This is a genomic window from Paraburkholderia hiiakae (genome assembly GCF_904848665.1).
Classification (GTDB): domain Bacteria; phylum Pseudomonadota; class Gammaproteobacteria; order Burkholderiales; family Burkholderiaceae; genus Paraburkholderia; species Paraburkholderia hiiakae.
Window position 1 is genome coordinate 181,356 of sequence record NZ_CAJHCQ010000006.1, and the last position, 18,174, is coordinate 199,529.

At 59.9% G+C, this 18,174-nt stretch carries 15 protein-coding genes; 13 read left to right on the top strand and 2 right to left on the bottom strand.

Annotated features, from left to right (window positions below; translation table 11 throughout):
- Nucleotides 1-38 precede the first annotated feature (38 nt).
- From JMY28_RS13925 to JMY28_RS13935, 3 genes are all read left to right on the top strand, one after another.
- Nucleotides 39-752, top strand: a complete 714-nt coding sequence (locus JMY28_RS13925; protein ID WP_328809401.1) for a response regulator — start codon at nt 39-41, stop codon at nt 750-752.
- Nucleotides 749-2,128 (top strand): ATP-binding protein, encoded by a 1,380-nt coding sequence (locus JMY28_RS13930; protein ID WP_201696516.1) that lies wholly within the window; start codon nt 749-751, stop codon nt 2,126-2,128. Before JMY28_RS13925 ends, JMY28_RS13930 begins: the two co-directional genes overlap by 4 nt.
- 336 nt (nt 2,129-2,464) lie before the next feature.
- On the top strand, nt 2,465-3,772 hold the full coding sequence (locus JMY28_RS13935) for an MFS transporter (protein ID WP_201696517.1): 1,308 nt from the start codon (nt 2,465-2,467) through the stop codon (nt 3,770-3,772).
- 38 nt (nt 3,773-3,810) lie between these two features.
- On the opposite strand, the gene JMY28_RS13940 is transcribed toward JMY28_RS13935, so the two are convergent.
- A complete protein-coding gene (locus JMY28_RS13940) occupies nt 3,811-4,500 on the bottom strand; it encodes a Crp/Fnr family transcriptional regulator (protein ID WP_201696518.1) in 690 nt (229 codons plus the stop codon).
- A 161-nt stretch (nt 4,501-4,661) separates the two neighbouring features.
- On the opposite strand from JMY28_RS13940, the gene JMY28_RS13945 reads away from it, so the two are divergent.
- The 5 genes from JMY28_RS13945 to JMY28_RS13965 all read left to right on the top strand — a co-directional run bounded on the left by JMY28_RS13945 (nt 4,662) and on the right by JMY28_RS13965 (nt 9,857).
- Nucleotides 4,662-5,417 carry a class II aldolase/adducin family protein gene (locus tag JMY28_RS13945; RefSeq protein WP_201696519.1) on the top strand — a complete coding sequence of 252 codons (756 nt, stop codon included), beginning with the start codon at nt 4,662-4,664 and terminating at the stop codon, nt 5,415-5,417.
- Nucleotides 5,418-5,636: 219 nt separating this feature from the next.
- The gene (locus JMY28_RS13950; protein WP_201696520.1) at nt 5,637-6,524 is read left to right on the top strand and encodes an alpha/beta fold hydrolase; all 888 of its coding nucleotides are present in this window, start codon (nt 5,637-5,639) and stop codon (nt 6,522-6,524) included.
- Between the two features lie 327 nt (nt 6,525-6,851).
- Nucleotides 6,852-7,841 (top strand): 2-hydroxyacid dehydrogenase, encoded by a 990-nt coding sequence (locus tag JMY28_RS13955; protein ID WP_201696521.1) that lies wholly within the window; start codon nt 6,852-6,854, stop codon nt 7,839-7,841.
- Nucleotides 7,842-7,891: 50 nt separating this feature from the next.
- Nucleotides 7,892-8,704 (top strand): HpcH/HpaI aldolase family protein, encoded by an 813-nt coding sequence (locus JMY28_RS13960; RefSeq protein WP_201696522.1) that lies wholly within the window; start codon nt 7,892-7,894, stop codon nt 8,702-8,704.
- A 61-nt stretch (nt 8,705-8,765) separates the two neighbouring features.
- Nucleotides 8,766-9,857, top strand: a complete 1,092-nt coding sequence (locus JMY28_RS13965) for an enolase C-terminal domain-like protein (protein ID WP_201696523.1) — start codon at nt 8,766-8,768, stop codon at nt 9,855-9,857.
- Nucleotides 9,858-9,977: 120 nt separating this feature from the next.
- On the opposite strand, the gene JMY28_RS13970 is transcribed toward JMY28_RS13965, so the two are convergent.
- Nucleotides 9,978-10,622 carry a hypothetical protein gene (locus tag JMY28_RS13970; protein ID WP_201696524.1) on the bottom strand — a complete coding sequence of 215 codons (645 nt, stop codon included), beginning with the start codon at nt 10,620-10,622 and terminating at the stop codon, nt 9,978-9,980.
- A 692-nt stretch (nt 10,623-11,314) separates the two neighbouring features.
- Between JMY28_RS13970 and JMY28_RS13975 the strand changes: the two genes are divergently transcribed.
- From JMY28_RS13975 to JMY28_RS13995, 5 genes are all read left to right on the top strand, one after another.
- Nucleotides 11,315-12,907: an aspartate:alanine exchanger family transporter gene (locus JMY28_RS13975; RefSeq protein ID WP_201696525.1), complete on the top strand. Its 1,593-nt coding sequence runs from the start codon at nt 11,315-11,317 to the stop codon at nt 12,905-12,907.
- 53 nt (nt 12,908-12,960) lie between these two features.
- Nucleotides 12,961-13,956, top strand: coding sequence for a 2-hydroxyacid dehydrogenase (locus tag JMY28_RS13980; RefSeq protein WP_201696526.1), 996 nt, complete (start codon nt 12,961-12,963; stop codon nt 13,954-13,956).
- Between the two features lie 181 nt (nt 13,957-14,137).
- Nucleotides 14,138-15,901 carry a SulP family inorganic anion transporter gene (locus JMY28_RS13985; protein WP_201696527.1) on the top strand — a complete coding sequence of 588 codons (1,764 nt, stop codon included), beginning with the start codon at nt 14,138-14,140 and terminating at the stop codon, nt 15,899-15,901.
- 333 nt (nt 15,902-16,234) lie between these two features.
- Nucleotides 16,235-17,290, top strand: coding sequence for a BKACE family enzyme (locus JMY28_RS13990; RefSeq protein WP_201696528.1), 1,056 nt, complete (start codon nt 16,235-16,237; stop codon nt 17,288-17,290).
- A 42-nt stretch (nt 17,291-17,332) separates the two neighbouring features.
- Nucleotides 17,333-18,154 carry an SDR family NAD(P)-dependent oxidoreductase gene (locus JMY28_RS13995; RefSeq protein WP_201696529.1) on the top strand — a complete coding sequence of 274 codons (822 nt, stop codon included), beginning with the start codon at nt 17,333-17,335 and terminating at the stop codon, nt 18,152-18,154.
- Nucleotides 18,155-18,174 lie beyond the last annotated feature (20 nt).

The following is an 18,174-nucleotide window of genomic DNA, read 5'->3' on the forward strand; positions in this document are numbered from 1 at the left end:
CGGCCCTTCGTCCAGGTTAGCATTTGGAAATGACTTATATGCCGCACATCCTCGTGGTTGATGACGAAGAGGACATCAGGTCCTTACTGACGGGTTTTTTTCGCAAACACGGCCACGAAGTCAGCGTTGCGACCGATGGAGAAAGCCTGTTCGCCACGCTCGATCTCCAGCAGATTGATCTTGTCATCCTGGATGTCATGCTGCCGGGAGAGGACGGTTTCAGCCTTTGCCGGCAGTTACGCGCGACATCGAAAATCCCTGTCATCATGCTCACCGCGGTCGCAGACCATGTCGACCGGGTCGTGGGGCTCGAGATTGGCGCAGACGATTATTTGGTAAAGCCGTTCGATGCCAGAGAACTTCTGGCGCGGGTGAAAGCGGTTTTGCGAAGAACCACGCAAACGGACCCTGTGGCAAGGAGCACGACGACAAGACCCGTACTCTCGTTTGCCGGATGGCGGCTCGACATCGCTAAACGCGAACTTAGATCGGCGGACAATACGCTGACGATACTTTCGAGTAACGAGTTCGATCTTTTGCTTGTATTTGCAGAGCATCCGCAACGGGTGCTGACCCGCGATCAATTACTCGACCTGGCTCGTGGCTCAGCCTACGAAGTCTATGACAGGAGTATTGATGTTCAGGTCGCGCGCCTTCGCCGCAAGCTCGACACGGACACCGATGTCGAATCCGTCATTCGAACTGTCCGGGGCGGAGGATATATGTTTGCGCCACAGGTTCGCCGCGGATGAATATCCGGCTGGGTGTGCCAGACACGATCGCATGGCGAATAGCGCTCACCGTTGGCGCGGCGATCATGAGCGTGCTCGCATTCAGCGCGCTCTTTGACCGCTTTGCAGGCCCGTCGAGCGCTGAGAGAGCTGAGCTGGTTCGGGCCGACGATGCCATTCGAATGATTGAAGCGGCTCCGGCTGGCAACCGCCAGAATCTGGCAGACACAATCACGATCGCGGACAAGGTGTTTTGGTATCCACCCGGGACATCGGTCGCTCAACAGTTAGTGACCGCCAAACTTCATGCCCCGGATCCGGGAACAATGGCTGGGTTTCGGGACAACGGACTCGATCGACGTACTGTGATTTTTACCGCGGCCGATCCGCTTTCCAATGGGATAAAGTTTGATCGGGTTGCGCATCCAAACGCCTATTTCATGGCGGTGCAACTTCGCGACAACAGCTGGGTGCTGTTCATCGCCAACCACCGACGATGGGGGGATCTACTCCCCGCCCGGCTAGTGACAACGCTGGCGTCCGTCGCGTTGTTGATTCTCGCGGCATCGATGCTTGCCACCTACTTTCTGGCGCGACCGATCAGGCAATTCGCCGAAGAGCTTCGCCAGAGAGGGGGCGATCCGCGAGCCGGAGCCGTGCGCGAAGCGGGTCCAAAGGAATTGCGTGCAGCGATAGCGGCGTTCAACTCGCTTCAGGCGCAACTCAGAAAATTCGTTGATGACCGCACGCTGATGTTGGCAGCCATTTCACACGATCTGCGAACACCGCTCACTAAAATCCGTCTGCGCGGAGAGTTCATCGACGATGAAGAACAGCGGGTTCGTCTTTTTCGTGACGTCGATGATTTGCAGGCGATGGCGGACTCCGCGCTGTCTTTTTTTCGGGACGACTACAAGGACGAGGAGGCGACGGCGTTTGACTTCGCTGGTCTGCTTCGCACGATCGCAGACGACTATAGCGACCAGGGAGCAGTGGTCCGATACGCCGGTCCGGAGCGGTTCGCGTTGAACGGACGACCATTCTCGTTAAGGCGAGCGTGCATGAATCTCGTCGACAATGCCGTGAAATGGGGCGGAGGCGCCGATCTGGAGCTCACCTGCAATTCGGCAGGGGCAACGCTCACAGTCAGTGATCGGGGCCCTGGCATCCCTTCTGAAGCGCTCGAAAAGGTATTCAGTCCGTTCTTTAGGGTTGAGCAATCCCGGAACCGTTCTACGGGTGGGATGGGACTCGGCCTGACATCAGCGCTGGCGGTCGTTCGAGCCCATGCGGGAGATATCGTCCTCAGGAACCGACAGGGCGGAGGGCTGACCGTGTGTGTGACGCTTCCTGCGGCCTCGAAGGCGCGGGAAATTGCCAGAACTCAAAAAACATAGCAAGTCCGGATAGCGGTCCTATTGCGCCGTCGATGCCGGGCACGCCGTGCCAACGCCCCGGTTGCTCCCCGCTATTCCGGATAAACCCGAGATTGCAAATTATCTTGCAGTTGCGCTGCAAGGCACCCACTACCCTTGCCATTACTCAATGGAAAAGGAGTGATGTCTGGGCCACGAAGCCCAGTGGCCATTTGAGCGGTGCGTTTCAAGACCTTCCTGTATTCGGGGCGATATGCAATCGAATCCCCTTCTCGGCCAGATGGACCGGGCGCGCTGCGTGAATGCGATACAGCGTGCTCGCTGTGCATGGTCTCACATTTAGCGACGGACTCCAGAATGTCAGACATTACCGCATTTCAGTGCGCGAGTTCCTCGACGGATCTCGAAAGAACTTATCTAAAGGTAACGCGAAAAGTCGTTCCGTTACTTTTCTTTTGTTATCTGCTTGCCTACCTCGATCGAATCAACATTGGTTATGCCCAACTGCAGATGCGGTTCGATCTGCATTTTTCGGACGCCGTATATGGGTTGGGCGCGAGCATGTTCTTTGTGGGGTACGTGCTCTTTGAGGTGCCCAGTAACGTGCTTCTGAAGAAAGTCGGAGCGCGTAAAACGATGCTTCGCATCATGCTGTGCTGGGGTGTCGTTTCAATGGGCACCATGTTCGTCGCGAATCCGCTTGAATTCTATGTGGCGAGGTTCTTCCTTGGCGTGTTCGAAGCGGGCTTCTTTCCCGGGATTCTGTTTTATCTGACGCTCTGGTTTCCGGCTGATCGGCGGGCTCGCATTGTTGCTTTCTTTATGGCCGCCACGGTTGCGGCGGGATTGATTTCCGGTCCGGTTTCGGGCTACTTGCTGCAAAACATGAATGGCATTCACGGCTTGCGAGGATGGCAATGGATGTTTCTGCTCGAAGGCTTGCCGACGATATTTTTGGGCATCGCCACTTATCTTTTGCTCGTCGATCAGCCATCCGCCGCCAGATGGCTTTCTGTCGAGGAGAAAGATGCAATTGCGCGAGATCTCGCAGAAAAATCACCCGGCGTGCCGCCGGAGACCGCTCGTGTCCGCGAGGTGTTTCGCGATATGTCTGTCCTCAGACTTGCAGCGCTCTATTTCGCCATGAGTTGCGCCGCCTATGCTCTGAGCTTCTGGATGCCATCGATGATCGAACGGGCGGGCGCAGTGGGCCTGCAACGAATCGGTTTGCTCTCCCTCATTCCCTACGCATGTGGCGTGGTGGCGATGATCTGGTACAGCCGCCACTCCGACAGGACCCGGGAGCGGCGCTGGCACTTCGCGTGTGCGGTGCTGCTTTGCGCCGTGACTCTCTCACTCTGCAACTGGACGCAAGGATTACTGTGGACCTCCGTCGCACTTATTTCCGTCGCGTTGGCCGCAGTGATTTCGTCGTTCCCAGTCTTCTGGGCAGTGGCGACTTCGGTGCTTCGCAGGGAATCAATGGCCGTCGGTATCGCGATCGTTACTAGCCTGGGCGCCGTTTCTGGAATCATCTGTCCGTACGCAATTGGCCTGATCAAGACTTCGACAGGAAGCCTCAATGCTGGGCTCTATTCCTGCTCGTTGCTTCTCCTCGTGGCCAGCGTTGTCATGCTTCGCATGAAAACTGACCCGGGAGAATAAGGCAGGGAATGCACACCTGATCGCGCTGGGGCCATTGATCAGTCATCTTCCCGGAGCTTCAGCAAGGCCTCTCTTGAAAGTATTTGTATGCGGCCGTAATGAAGGGAAATCGCGCCTTTGGCAACCATAGCCTTCAATTCGATAGCGAGAGTCTGGCGAGTGATATCCAGCATCATCGCCAGCATTTCCTGAGATAGCGCGATCTCCTCGCGCGCGCCGGCCATGCTCATGTCGCCGGAAGCCAGCAGAACCAGTCTCCTTGCGATACGCGCGCGGGTGGAATAGGCGGCAGAGTCATCGATGATTCGATAGAGCCAGCTTGTGTGGATGGACTGGAGCTGCGCAATGGCCTTGGCAAAAGCCGCATCGTTCATCAGCGTTTCGAATGCCTGTGGCCTGGCCGCGAGGACGGTTGCGTTCTCAAGGGCGACGACATCGTGCGCGTGGGGAGCGCCACTGATCATCGACATCTGGCCGAACCAGTTACCTGCTTCAATAATGGCAAGAATGGCTTCTTTGCCGTTTTCCCTGAGTGTAGAAGCCTTCAGGCGTCCGTTGTTGACGCCATAGAACCCGTTACGCCGATCTCCTCGCCGGAACAGGTATTCCCCAGACTTGAGCTGAACGATCCAGCAACCCTCGAGAAGAGCCTGCTGCGTGTCCCGAGCCAGCGAGCCGTACCAGGGACTCGCGCGCATCTCGTCAGATGCCTGTGCGGTGAAAGCCATTTGAAAACCCGATTGGGCCGGAAGAGACGCGAAAAGTGGAAGATATCTTGCGGTCTGAAGATAGGCGTTTTTGTATTCTGTGGTCAAGTTGACGGCCAAAGCAACCACGTTGCACCCGTCAACGTTTCCTGACCCAACCTCTACAATTTCAGGGAGACATCATGCGAATCCCGTCGCTGAAAAATACCGTCAGTGCTGACGAGTGGCAGCTCCGCTGTGACCTCGCAGCATGTTATCGCCTCGTGGCACTTCATGGCTGGAGCGATCTGATCTTTACTCACATCAGCGCGCGAATGCCTGGTCCCGACCATCGGTTCCTGATCAATCCGTATGGGCTATTGTTCGAAGAGGTAACCGCATCGTCGCTCATCATGGTCAATACAGAAGGCGAGCGACTCTCGAACTCGGAGTTCCAGGTAAATCGCGCAGGCTTTGTGATCCATAGCGCGATTCATGCTGCGCGTGAGGACGTGCAGTGCGTATTGCACACACATACCCGCGCGGGTGTCGCCGTCAGCGCGCAAAAAAACGGCCTGTTGCCGATTTCCCAGCAATCGACTTTCGTGCTCGATTCGCTCGGCTACCACGATTACGAAGGCGTAGCGCTTCGAGATGACGAAAAGCCGCGCCTGCAGGACGACCTCGGCCATGCCAACTATCTGATGCTCAGGAACCATGGCCTGCTGACCGTCGGAAAGACCATTGCCGATGCATTCCTCAGCATGTACATCTTCGAGACTGCGTGCCAGATCCAGTTGTCAGCGCAGGCGGGAGGAGAGCTCACGCTCGTAGACCCGGATATTCTCGCCACAGCGGCGTCGGCCAAGGACGTTCAGACGGACGGAGTCGGCGGCTCTTTTGTGTGGCCAGCGATGATTCGCAAACTCGACCGTATTGACGACAGTTATCGTTCATAGGGATGTGGTCCTGGACGAACGCGAATCTTTCGGGAGAGCGCGCTCTCCCTTTCTCGCCGTCGATGAATCCGCGCCCTGAAATGTAACCCGATGCGCGCGTTGAAACGCCGCACCCGATGCTCGTGATCGCGCATCGCTTTGCGGATGGCCGGTACAACGATTTGTAGTCCAAATTTATCAAGGCAAACCCATCGAGCTTGCCCGCCGGAGGAGCGAGACATGACACAAAGCACAGACGCATGGAAAGCCCGGGGAAATTACTTTACCTACCGTGGCCACAATATCTTCTGGCGCGAGGAAGGGCGAGCAGATGCCCCCGTTCTACTTTTAATCCATGGCTTTCCAACGGCTTCATGGGACTGGCTGCACGTCTGGCCGGATCTGCTCGGGCGTTATAGATTGCTCACGCTCGACATGATCGGTTTTGGTTATTCGGACAAGCCGCGTGATTACACATACTCGATCCTCGATCAGGCCGATCTTTACGATCAATTCCTGGCAATGCGTGGCGTCGGCGAATACCACATTCTGGCTCACGACTACGGCGACTCGGTGGCACAGGAAATGGTAGCCCGGGATATTGAACGCGCCGATCGACCGAAACTCCGAAGTGCCTGCTTCCTCAACGGCGGCCTTTTCCCTGAAACGCACAGACGCGTGCGTTTTCAGTCGCTCCTGCTCTCCCCAATTGGGCCACTTGTGTCTTTGCTGACGACCAAAAGAAAACTGTCTGCAAACATGAGCGCGGTATTCGGGAAGCAATATCCGCCAGATGCCGAAACGCTCGACGCCATGTGGGATCTGTTGCGTGAACGGCACGGCGAGCGAATCATGCACAAACTCATCAATTACATCCCGGATCGCATCGAGCATCGCGAAAGATGGGTAGGCGCGCTTCAGACAGCGGAGATTCCGCTCAAGCTGATCGTCGGCCCTGTAGACCCCATCTCCGGGAGCCACATGGTCGAGCGCTATCGCGAACTGGTGCCTCGTTCCGACGTCACGGAATTGCCCGGTGTCGGACACTACCCGCAAGTTCAGACGCCGACCGCTGTGACCACCGCTTACTTTGAGTTCCGCGACCGGTTGGCAACCGTGTGTTTGTGAATCTGCGTCGACCACCGCATGCAGCGCGATTTCAAATGACCTAAGTCGTACTGGCGCGCCCCCGGTTCCCAGGTCAACGGCAGCGATACCCGAAAAAACCAGGTTTGGAAGGTTCCTTGCAGTTGTGGTTCAGGGCAAACGTTACGCTTGACGTACGAATTGAAAAGTAGCGCCGAGGGCATCACTGACTGGTTCGTCGTCACATACACATCGCGCCGTTACCGCCATGGCCAACGGGAGACCGAAGACCAAAGGAACGATGTGTCGGGGTGCTGTGGGTTTGGAGTTTCGTTTAATTGCGCGCTGCGCACGGTGTGGAGGTAGAGCATGCAGAAGATTCTGGTAGCCGGTCCGACCTTTCCGGAAGTGATCGACCGACTCAAACAATATTTCGAAGTCGACTGGAACGAGGGCAACGTACTCACCGGCGACGAACTGGTCCAGCGCCTGCTAGACAAGGACGGCGCAATGACAGCGGGCGATCCCATTACCGCTGCAGTGCTCGCGGCTGCGCCGCGCTTGCGCGTCGTGTCGAACATGGCGGTTGGTTTCAACAACTTCGACATCGCCGCGTTCAACGCGGTCAATGTCCTCGGTACCAACACGCCGGACGTACTGAACGAATCGGTGGCCGACTTCGGCTGGGCGCTGATGATGGCCGCGGCGCGCCGCGTGACCGAGTCAGAACACTGGCTGCGCGCCGGCAAGTGGCAGAAGTTTCAGTACGACGCCTTTCTCGGTACCGATATTCAAGGCTCGACGCTCGGCATTGTCGGCATGGGCCGCATCGGGCAGGCGCTCGCCCGCCGCGCGCGCGGCTTCAACATGCGCGTCGTCTACCACAACCGTACGCGCGTGGCGCCGCAGATCGAAGCGGAACTGAATGCGGAGTATGCGTCGAAGGAACAGTTGCTGCGCTGCGCGGACCACGTCGTTCTCGTCCTGCCGTACACGCCCGAGAGCCGTCACACGATCGGAGCCGCTGAGCTCGCGCAGATGAAGCCGACCGCGACACTCACCAACATCGCGCGCGGCGGCATCGTCGACGACACGGCGCTCGCTGAAGCGCTGCGCACGAGGCGTATCGGCGCGGCTGGCCTTGACGTGTTCGAGGGTGAGCCGCGCGTGCATCCGGACCTTCTCACGGTGCCGAACGTCGTGTTGACGCCGCATATCGCGAGTGCGACTGAAGCGACGCGCCGCGCGATGGCGAACCTGGCTGCCGACAATCTGATCGCTGGTCTCGGCGAAGGCCCACAGGCGGGGCGTCCGCCGAATCCGATCAACCCCGGCGTGCTTGGCAAGGCGCGCTCGTGAATTGAGCAGCGCGCCTCGCCTGGACGGCTTTCAAAGACGATTGAAAACTGATGGAGACCATGATGTCGTACTCGAATGTCAGCGTTGCTGAGACGAAGGGCGGCGCTCAAGCGCGGCCATCCCTGCGATCTATCTGGGCGCAGGGCCGTGCGGCCGTGGGCGGATGGTGCGGCATACCGAGCGCATTGAGCGCGGAAGCCATGGCGCGAGCGGGCTTCGATTGGGTGTGCATCGACATGCAGCATGGTTGCATGGATTACTCCACTGCCTTGGAGATGATCCGGGCAATCGATGCGACGCCATGTCAGTCGATTGTGCGCGTGCCATGGAACGAGCCAGGCATCATCGGCCGCGTCCTCGACGCCGGTGCCGACGGCGTGATCATCCCAATGATCCGGACGGCCGCCGACGCGCGAGCGGCTGTGGATGCGTGCCTCTATCCGCCAGACGGTCGCCGCAGTTTCGGACCCATGCGGGTGGGCTTGCGCGACGGTGAGTCGTACTTCCGCGAAGCGAATAGCCGCGTGCTCGTGATCCCGATGATCGAGACAGAGGATGCTTTGGCCAATGTCGAGGCAATCGCTACTACGCCTGGCGTCGGTGCGCTTTTCCTCGGGCCGTATGACATGTCGGTTGCGCTTGGTCTGCCTCCGCGTGACAACGATGGCGAAGCGGCATTCGATCATGCGGTGGCGACGATCGTCGGCGCTGCGAAGAAGGCCGGGATCGGCGCAGCTGTGCTCTCGTCTGCGAGCCTTTTCGCGCAACGCGCAGCCCAGGGATTCAACATGATTTCGACAACCGTGGACCTGGCAGCGTTGTCGCACGCCGCCCGCAGCGATCTGGCTGCCGCCCGAAAGTAAGCTTCGCCACGTCATCGTCATTGCCGATGCACAAACAGCACACATGAAAGGAAAGGATTCCATGTTCAACTTGCCGACGGGCCTCACTGTTCGCGAGGTGCAGGCGCGTGCCGTCCTGGCACCGCTAAAAACGCCGCTCGTTACCCCGGCAGGCTCGTTTCCCAAAGCACCCCTGGTGCTGATCGATCTCCACACCGAAGAGGGCATCACCGGCCGCGCGTATCTGATGGCCAACAGTCCCGTAGCGCTGAAAGCCATGGAGACATTGGTTCTCGATCTTGGTGCGACGCTGGTTGGGCAGAAGGTGGTGCCGGTCGAGCGTCACGAGGAAATGCGCTCGCGCTTTACGCTGATCGGCGGTTCACACGGGCTTGCCAACACGGCGATTTCCGGCCTCGATGTCGCGCTTTGGGATGCGCTTGCCATCGCCGCGAATCTACCTCTCGCGACGCTGATCGGCGGACGCCCGCAGCCGCTCAAGGCTTATAACAGCCTTGGCATGATCCGCGCCTCGGGCGCGGCGGAAGAAGCCGAAAAGTCGCTCTCGGCTGGTTTTAACGCCATCAAGTTCAAGATCGGCTGGCCAACATTCGCGGAGGACCTCGCCGCAGTACGTGCGTTCCGTGAGGCCGCGCCGGACGTTGAGCTGATGGTTGATTACAACCAGAGCCTCACGACAGCCGAAGCGTTGCGTCGCGGCCATGCGCTGGAGAGCGAAGGCCTTGCCTGGATCGAGGAGCCGATCCGCTGCGACGACTTCGCAGGCTTTGCCAGGATCGCCGCCGAATTGAAAACGCCGCTCCAGATCGGGGAGAATTTCTCGGGCGTTTTCGATATGGAACGAGCACTGCGTGCCGATGCCAGCGACTATGTCATGTGCGACGTGCAGATGATCGGCGGCGTTACCGGCTGGTTGCGGGCCGCGGCTCTGGCTCAGGTCACCAGCAAGAACTTCTCGAGCCATTGCTTCGTGGAGGCGAGCGCGCATCTGCTGACCGTCACGCCCACGCGTCACTGGCTCGAATTCCTCGATGTCGCTGGCGGGATACTGGCGGAGCCACCGAAGGTCGTCAACGGAACTGTCACCGCGCCGGACTGCCCGGGGGTGGGTCTCGTCTGGGACGAAGCGGCCGTCGCTAAGGCGAGGGTGTAGGAAATTCAACTTCTTTGCCGGTGCCCAGGCCGGTAAAGGACCATTCGCTTTCACCGTCAACTGTCCGGTGGCAGAGTGGAGGCGACATTCTGAATGTCATAGAGCAGCCAAAAAACCAGCTCATTTCTGGATGTTGTCCTCACAATCTTCCCAGTATCGAAGCGGGTCGCGGTGTTCTGGATAGCGTAGGGTGAGCCACTGTGACAGCCTCTTCCAATCTGGATGGTTGACACCTGTTTGAGCGGACCAGATCGATGACCTCTCAAGGATCTGACCGTTCCCGCGATCGCGGACCAGCAAGCTGCCTAGTCCGCTTGAACTGTTCGCCTGCGACTCGACCAGGTATCTTGGGAGGATCCTGAGCTCAGCATCTTCGGCCCACCCGTATAAGGCGCGAACAACGCCGGAGGGATCCCGCACCTCGATGGGTCCGCTTTTCGGGCGAACGGCCGTCCATCCTTCAGGGAACTCGGTGACAACTTCGTTTTTACCTTCCCTCACCCATTTCACGCGCCACGCCCGCTCTATCGCCTCGCGCATGCGAGCCACCGACTCGTAACAAGCAGGCAATTCGATCGCCTTCGGAAGAGTAATGAGGCTGTCCTTCCAGAGCTTGGTTTCGTCATCGACGCGCTTGACCACGTCGAACGCCTCTGCCTCAAATGGGTTCACGGGCCGACTCGATACGCTCGCTTTTCCTGCGGGCAATCCCTCGAAAAGGCGCTCAGCATCATGCCGGGTAAGTTTCGCTCGTCCCTTTTTCATTTTGTCTCTCTGCAGCAAGTTTGTCGTTCACGCCAGCCCCTACCGACCGGACTCGGCGCAACGTCGTTTCACGCGCTTGAATGTGCTCAAGATTGTATTCTGCGCCATTCACATTCTAATAGCTTGGGCGGCAACGTTGACGCGGGCGGTCCCCCCATTCCTGCGCCATCGTAATTAGCTCCAGTATCGAGATTGCTACTGCGATCGCGTGCAGGTGCGCCTTTCGTCTTGCCATGTTCGGTAGGTCACAGATGTCGCGCACGCGGGGCACACTCGCGGCCTCGCACTTCGGTGGAACGACGGTTCTCGTGCCAGGAGCGGACGGCGCCATTCGGCGTCCGAATGACTTCATGTCGCCGATATCGGTAGTTCGCCGTAGCGGCGGTTGACCCCGCAATGGGCCGGGGAACGGGACTTTGATGCAGGCTGGGTACCGCCGTTGTGCAGGACAAGCCGGATCCGACGGCGGGTGCCGTCGTGGTATTGGATCAGAGATACATTGTCGCCTTTTGTTCTATCGCCTAGATTGTATTGGGGTCATTGGGCACTCAGGTGCAGTTTCGACGCCTCGTGTCAGCTGACAGTGGTCTACCCGGCGGAGCTTTTGAAGAACTGCGAGGCGGACCCCGGGGCACAACCTGGTGAGCGCAAGCAGGTGGACGGATGCAGGCTGGTCAACAGGGATGGCAGCCATGGACGTGTTCAGGACGTTGCTTGAGACCCAGCCGTTGCTCACGCTCTTCGTGACAGTGGCGCTAGGCTATCTGGTTGGCGAACTCAGTATTAAAGGGGTGTCGCTCGGCTCCGGCGCCGTGCTGTTCGTGGGTCTCGCGATTGGTGGATGGGCGCCTAAATCGGCTCCGCCTGCACTGCTCGGCACGCTTGGCCTGTTGTTGTTTCTTTATGGAATCGGCATCCAGTACGGCGAGCAGTTTTTCAAGGGCTTGACCAGCGCCGACGGACTCAAGGCGAACGCCGCTGCCGCATTGGGTGTGATCGGCGCGGGCTTCGTATCGATCGCTCTGGTTCCGCTGTTCGGGGTGGGGCTCGATCAATCGCTGGGCATGTTCGCCGGCTCCGGTACCAGCACGGCGAGCCTGCAAGCGGCAATGGCCGCGATGAAAAGCGATGGGGCCACGGTAGGCTATAGCGTCTCGTATCCGTTCGGCGTTGCCGGGCCGATCCTCTTTCTGTACGCACTAAGCGCACTGCTGAAGCCAAATATCGAGCGGCCGCCTCCCAAGCTGATGGAGACCGCTGAGATCGCGCTCAGGAATCCGGTGTTCATCGGCCTGACACTGTCCGACCTCGTCAAGCGTCTGCCGGACGGTGTCGCCATTGCGGCAGTGCGCCGAGCCCACCACAACCAGCAACCCGCTGACGATCTCGTTCTGCAGCCGGACGATGTGCTGCTCGCGACCGCGACGAATCCGGCGTTGTTGCGCGAAGCGATATCGTTGTGCGGGGAGTTGCAGCCGGGGCGGATGACGAGCCATCGCGAGGATCTGGACTATCTGCGCGTGTTCGCGTCGAGCCGGCTGGTGGTCGGGCGTGCGCTGCGCGACCTCCATTTTCCCGACGGGGTGGTGTGCTCGGTCGCGCACGTGCGCCGGGGCGACGCAGACATGATGCCGCGCCAGGAACTGATCCTCGAATTCGGCGACCGGGTCGGCTTGCTGGTCAATCGTGGCCACCTGAAGACGATGCGTGCGTACTTCGGCGACTCGATCAAGGGCACCGCCGAACTGAGTTTCATCTCGATCGGCATCGGTGCGGCGCTCGGTCTGATTGCCGGCGTGATTCCGTTGCCGATTCCCGGTGTCGGCCGCATGACGCTCGGGCTGGCCGCATTGCTGCTTGTTGCGCTTTGCCTCGGCCGGCAGCGGCGCTTCGGGCCGCTCGTATGGACGATGCCGCTCACTGCGAATCTGGTATTGCGCAATTTCGGGCTGACAATCTTTCTCGCACAGGTGGGCATTGCGTCCGGGCCGAAATTCTTCGCGACGGTCGGCACGACCGGAGCCTCCTTTCTGCTCTACGGGGCAGTGATTCTGCTCGCGCTAGTGATCATCACAGCAGTGTGCTGCCTCTGGATTTTCCGGTTGCCGTTCGACATGGCGGTGGGGGTGATCTGCGGAGCCACCGGGAACCCGGCGATTCTCGCGTTCGCCAATCGCGTTGCGCCGACGGACCGCCCGGACGTCGGCTACGCGATGATCTTTCCCTCGATGACAATCGTGAAAATTCTGTTCGTGCAGATTGCCGTAGTATTGAGCGGCGGATAGCCAGCGACGGATTCAGCGAGTCCGCGCGCGAGTCTTTGCCCGGGAGACAACTGATGGAAATTGCTGTATTCAGCGCCAAGCCCTACGATCGTCAGTTCCTCGATGCGGCCAACGCGGATCACGCTCATCGGCTCAGGTATCTGGATGACCCGCTCAATGCGGACACCGCCGGGCTTGCCACCGGTCATCGCGGAGTCTGTATCTTCGTCAACGACAAGGCAGACGCCTCGGTGCTCGAAGTGCTGGCGCATGGAGGCACGCAACTTGTCGCGTTGCGCTGCACCGGCTTCAATAATGTCGATCTGCAGGCTGCAGCAGATCTCGGCATCAAGGTGGTGCGCGTGGTCGACTACTCACCCAATTCGGTCGCCGAGCACGCGGTCGCGTTGCTGATGGCGATAAACCGCAAAGTGCATCGCGCTTATAACCGCACGCGCGATTTCAATTTCACGCTCGACGGCTTGATGGGCTTCGATCTGAGTGGCAAGACCGTCGCGGTGATCGGCACGGGCAAGATCGGCCGTGTGTTCGCGCGCATCATGGTGGGATTCGGCTGCAATGTGATCGGCTACGACGCGTTCCCGACACCGGAATTCGAGGCACTGGGCGCTCGTTACGCAGATGTGGGGGAAATTGGCGCGAATGCGGACATCGTCTCGCTGCATTGTCCGTTGACGCCGCAGACTTACCATGTCATCGGCGTTGACATGCTGGCCCGCGCAAAGCCGGGCGCGCTGCTGATCAACACGAGCCGTGGCGGACTGGTCGACACGGAAGCGGTGATCGAAGCACTCAGGAGCGGGCAACTGGGCGGACTGGCGATCGACGTCTACGAGCAGGAGGCGGATGTTTTCTTCCGCGATCTATCCGGCACGATCGTCGACGACGACGTGTTACAGCGACTGATGACCTTTCCGAACGTCATCGTAACGGGGCATCAGGCGTTCCTCACGCGTGAGGCCGTGTCGACGATTTGTGAAACGACGCTGCGCAGCATCACGGAGTTCGAGACGGGTCAGCCGTTGACGAACGAAATCCGCGTCGGCTGAGCGCGGCGTGCGCAAGGCTGTGCGGGAACACTTGGGGCGCCATTGCGTGAAATCGCACGGCCGCCGCCATATGTACTGAATGGGCGGCTGAGAGCATGTGTCCGACGAGCGAAGGCTCTCGCACCTCGCATGCGGAGCCCAGCCAGGCCATGTCGGACCAATCGTCGGGAAGGAGGGTGCGATGTCCGAAGAGCGCGTTCCTGCCGTAAGCGCCGGCGCGGCGGCGCCCGCCAGAGGTTGGCGCGCGATATTGGTGCCGGTTCAATGGTTGACGAACTACAGGCTGCGATGGCTTTCATCCGATCTCGTGGCCGGGGTGACGCTTGCCGCCTATGGAATTCCAGTTTCGCTAGCCTATGCGACGCTCGCGGGATTACCGGCTCAATACGGCATTTACGGCTATCTGGTGGGTGGAATTTTCTACGCGCTGTTCGGTTCGTCGCGCCAATTGGCGATTGGACCCACATCGGCAATCTCAATGCTCGTCGGCGTGACGGTCGTGGACATGGCCGGCGGCGATCCTGAGCGGTTCGCGTCCATTGCCGCATTGACGGCGATACTGATTGCAGCCATGTGCCTGCTGGGATGGATCCTGCGGCTAAGTTCGCTCGTCAACTTCATCAGCGAAACGATACTGCTTGGTTTCAAGGCCGGAGCGGCGCTGACGATCGCACTGACTCAATTGCCGAAGCTGTTTGGTGTCAAAGGCGGCGGAGAGCAGTTTTATGAACGTGTCGCGATTCTGGTTGGGCAACTTCCTGGCACCCATCTTGTCGTGCTTGCGTTCGGGCTTGGCGCGCTGGCCCTGCTGCTGCTCGGCGAAAAATACTTGCCGGGGCGCCCGGTCGCCTTGTTCGTGGTGGCACTCTCCATCGTGCTGCTGTCGGCGACACCACTGGGCGTGATGGGATTCACGGTCGTCGGCGCTTTGCCCCGCGGTCTGCCCGAATTTCATTTGCCTTCGCTCAGGGTCCGGGACGTCGATGGCATCGTTCCACTTGCGTTCGCCTGTCTGCTGTTGTCGTACGTGGAAAGCGTATCGGCGGCACGCGCTATCGCGCAGAAGCACGGCTATGAAATCGATCCTCGCCAGGAGTTATTGGCGCTCGGCGCGGCGAATCTCGCCGTGGGCGTCTTTCACGGGTACCCGGTGGCGGGCGGTTTGTCACAGTCCTCCGTCAATGACAAGGCTGGCGCAAAGACCCCGCTCGCGCTGGTGTTCGCGTCAATTGCTATCGGCCTGTGCCTGATGTTTCTCACAGGACTGCTGACCAACCTGCCCAACGTCGTACTGGCGGCCATCGTGCTGGTGGCGGTCAAGGGCCTGATTGACGTTCGCGAGTTGCGCCACGTCTGGAACGTCAGCCGTTACGAATTCATGGTGTCGATGGTCGCCTTCATTGCCGTACTGCTGCTGGGCATTCTCAAAGGGGTGATCTTCGCGGTCCTCGCGTCGATGCTATTGCTGATCCGGCGCGCCGCGCATCCGCACGTGGCGGTGCTCGGACGCATTCCAGGAACGCATCACTATTCGGACATCGAGCGTCATCCCGACAATGAGGCGATACCGGGTGTACTCATGTTCCGAGTCGAAGCTTCGCTGGTGTACTTCAACACGGACCATGTGCGAGCGACGGTACGGGAGACAATCCGGTCGGCAACGTGCCCGGTCAAGCTGGTGATAGTTGATCTGTCCAATGCTCCGGCGGTTGACATTGCGGGAGCGCGGATGCTGGCCACCCTGCATACGGACCTCGCCGGGACGGGAGCGATCTTGCGGATCGTTGCCGCTCATGGCAGCGTGCGCGACATGCTGCGCGCGGAAGGACTGGAGCAGCAGGTCGGCGATATCGGCCGCGGAGTTTCGGTGGATGACGTGATCGGGACGTATACGCACGAACTCGACTTGAAGGTCGCGGCGGCGGACCCGGTTGCGAAAAAATGACTTGATTCACGTGCGGCGGATCAAGTCCGACCCGAAGCCAGGCAGCCATTGCGCATGATCCGACGTGACTACCTTGGCAGACCTCGAGCGCGAGCGTGCGCGTGAGATCGCATGCCCGTAGTCTTCATCGCGCCCGATAGCGCTTCATTTGGCAGTGTTTCTCTTGGCGCGGACGTGTCGGCCCGCTCGTCAAGGGTTAAGCCTGACCCCATGAGTGACGAAATGATAAATGTCGGTGACAAAATGAGAAATCCAGAAAAGCCATAGTCCTTAAAGTGTTTCCAACGGATTCGCCCCTGCGCGAAGAACCATCACTCACGTTGGAGACACCCAATGAACTTTCTTGACGACAGCCTTTTCCCGGAAAACCAGGAAAAACTCGTGATCCAGGTGGCCCCGTATGGCCCGCAATGGCTCCCGAGCGATTCGGACGATATTCCCGTCAGCATGGACGCGCAGATCCAGAAGGCCGTGGACTGCTACAACGCTGGTGCCACCGTGCTTCATGTCCATGTGCGCGAGGAAGACGGCAAGGGCTCGAAGCGGCTGTCGAAGTTCAACGAAATGCTGGGTCTGCTGCGCGACGCGGTACCCGATATGGTGTTGCAGGTTGGCGGGTCGATCTCTTTCGCACCCGAAGGTGAGGGACAGCAAGCGCAGTGGCTCGACTACGATACGCGCCACATGCTCGCGGAGCTCGATCCGAAACCCGACCAGGTCACCATCACGATCAACTCCAGCCAGATGAACATCTGCGAGTTGCTGAGCGCCGACGACGTCGCCGGCACGATCCTCGAAAAGCCGGAGTATTTCAATGCGTACTCCGAAATGGTGGTCGACGCGAAGCCGTCGTTTTTCATCGAGCATCTTCGCCGCCTTCAGCGCTCGGGCATCCAGCCGCATTTCATGCTTGGGCACGTACACCAGCTCGAAAGCGTCGAACGGCTGATTCGTCGCGGCCTGTACACCGGTCCGCTGATCCTGAACTACGTCGCGATCGGCGGCGGCGCGGCAGGGCTGCATCCGGCCGACCTGATCGAATTCGCGCGCCGCACGCCCGATGGCGCGGTACTCACCATCGAGAGTGCCATGCGTGCCGTGCTGCCGATGAATGCCATCGCCATCGCGATGGGGCTGCACGTTCGCGTGGGCATCGAAGACAACCTGTGGGGCCGCAAGGGCGAGCGCATGACGTCGGTGCAGCAGATCCAGCAGACCGTGCGGCTTGCGCGCGAGCTGGGCCGTGACATCGCGACCGGCGCGGACGCGAAGCGCATCTACCGCATCGGCGAGCGGTACGACAGCGCCGACGAAACCATCGCGGCACTCGGCATGGCGCCCAACCGCAAGCCGGAGCAGCGTGGCTTCACCGTGCCGGGCCACGCCTGAGCGCCTTCGCGTGTTGATCGTTATGGGGTTGAAAGTATGAGCATGAAATTACGGAACAAGGTGGCCCTGGTGACGGGCGTGGGCCCCGGTCTCGGGCTCGCGTGTGCGGTGGCCCTTGCGGCAGAAGGCGCCCACGTCGTCGTGTGCGATATCGATGAGCACGCACTGGACGCGGCCCGCGCGGCGGTCACAGCGCGCGGCGCGCAGTGCCTGGCAGTGCGATGCGATGTGTCGTCGAGCGAGGAAGTGACCAAGCTCTTCGCGCAGATCGTCGCGCGCTTCGGCACCTTGAACATTCTCGTCAACAATGCCGCGCTCACGCCGAATCGACCGATCGACACCGAGCGCCGCAACAAACTGTACGCCTATATGCAGACGCCCATGCCGCGCCAGTCGCTGGGCTTCACGAGCGAGATCAGCGATGAGGAGTGGCATCGCTACTGGGGCGTCAACGTGCACGGCGTGTTCTATTGCACACGCGAGGCGTTGAAGCTGATGGAGCCGCAACGCGAAGGCAAGATCGTCAACATCGCTTCGATTGCCGGCTTGTCGACACGCAGCGCCCATAGTCCGCACTACTGCGCGACAAAGGGCGCGGTGATCGCCTTCACGCGCTCGGTGGCGTTCGAAGTCGCGGGCGCCAACATTTTCGTGAACGCCATGGCGCCCGGCGGCGTCGCCACGCCGGCCTTCAACGAGTATCTCGACAGGATAGGCGAGGACGGCCGCAACCGGCTGTGGCAGAACTGCCCGCTGGGCCGCTTCGGCACAGTCGAGGAGTACGCGTCCACCGTCGTGTATCTCGCGGGCGAACACTATCTGGTCGGTCAGGTCATCAGCCCCAATGGCGGCTCGGTGATCTGAACCCGTCATCACTCTTCTCG

Coding starts and splice junctions, on each gene's coding strand:
- JMY28_RS13925 (WP_328809401.1), top strand. CDS start 39: ATGCCGCACATCCTCGTGGTTGATGACGAAGAGGACATCAGGTCCTTA.
- JMY28_RS13930 (WP_201696516.1), top strand. CDS start 749: ATGAATATCCGGCTGGGTGTGCCAGACACGATCGCATGGCGAATAGCG.
- JMY28_RS13935 (WP_201696517.1), top strand. CDS start 2,465: ATGTCAGACATTACCGCATTTCAGTGCGCGAGTTCCTCGACGGATCTC.
- JMY28_RS13940 (WP_201696518.1), bottom strand. CDS start 4,500: ATGGCTTTCACCGCACAGGCATCTGACGAGATGCGCGCGAGTCCCTGG.
- JMY28_RS13945 (WP_201696519.1), top strand. CDS start 4,662: ATGCGAATCCCGTCGCTGAAAAATACCGTCAGTGCTGACGAGTGGCAG.
- JMY28_RS13950 (WP_201696520.1), top strand. CDS start 5,637: ATGACACAAAGCACAGACGCATGGAAAGCCCGGGGAAATTACTTTACC.
- JMY28_RS13955 (WP_201696521.1), top strand. CDS start 6,852: ATGCAGAAGATTCTGGTAGCCGGTCCGACCTTTCCGGAAGTGATCGAC.
- JMY28_RS13960 (WP_201696522.1), top strand. CDS start 7,892: ATGGAGACCATGATGTCGTACTCGAATGTCAGCGTTGCTGAGACGAAG.
- JMY28_RS13965 (WP_201696523.1), top strand. CDS start 8,766: ATGTTCAACTTGCCGACGGGCCTCACTGTTCGCGAGGTGCAGGCGCGT.
- JMY28_RS13970 (WP_201696524.1), bottom strand. CDS start 10,622: ATGAAAAAGGGACGAGCGAAACTTACCCGGCATGATGCTGAGCGCCTT.
- JMY28_RS13975 (WP_201696525.1), top strand. CDS start 11,315: ATGGACGTGTTCAGGACGTTGCTTGAGACCCAGCCGTTGCTCACGCTC.
- JMY28_RS13980 (WP_201696526.1), top strand. CDS start 12,961: ATGGAAATTGCTGTATTCAGCGCCAAGCCCTACGATCGTCAGTTCCTC.
- JMY28_RS13985 (WP_201696527.1), top strand. CDS start 14,138: ATGTCCGAAGAGCGCGTTCCTGCCGTAAGCGCCGGCGCGGCGGCGCCC.
- JMY28_RS13990 (WP_201696528.1), top strand. CDS start 16,235: ATGAACTTTCTTGACGACAGCCTTTTCCCGGAAAACCAGGAAAAACTC.
- JMY28_RS13995 (WP_201696529.1), top strand. CDS start 17,333: ATGAAATTACGGAACAAGGTGGCCCTGGTGACGGGCGTGGGCCCCGGT.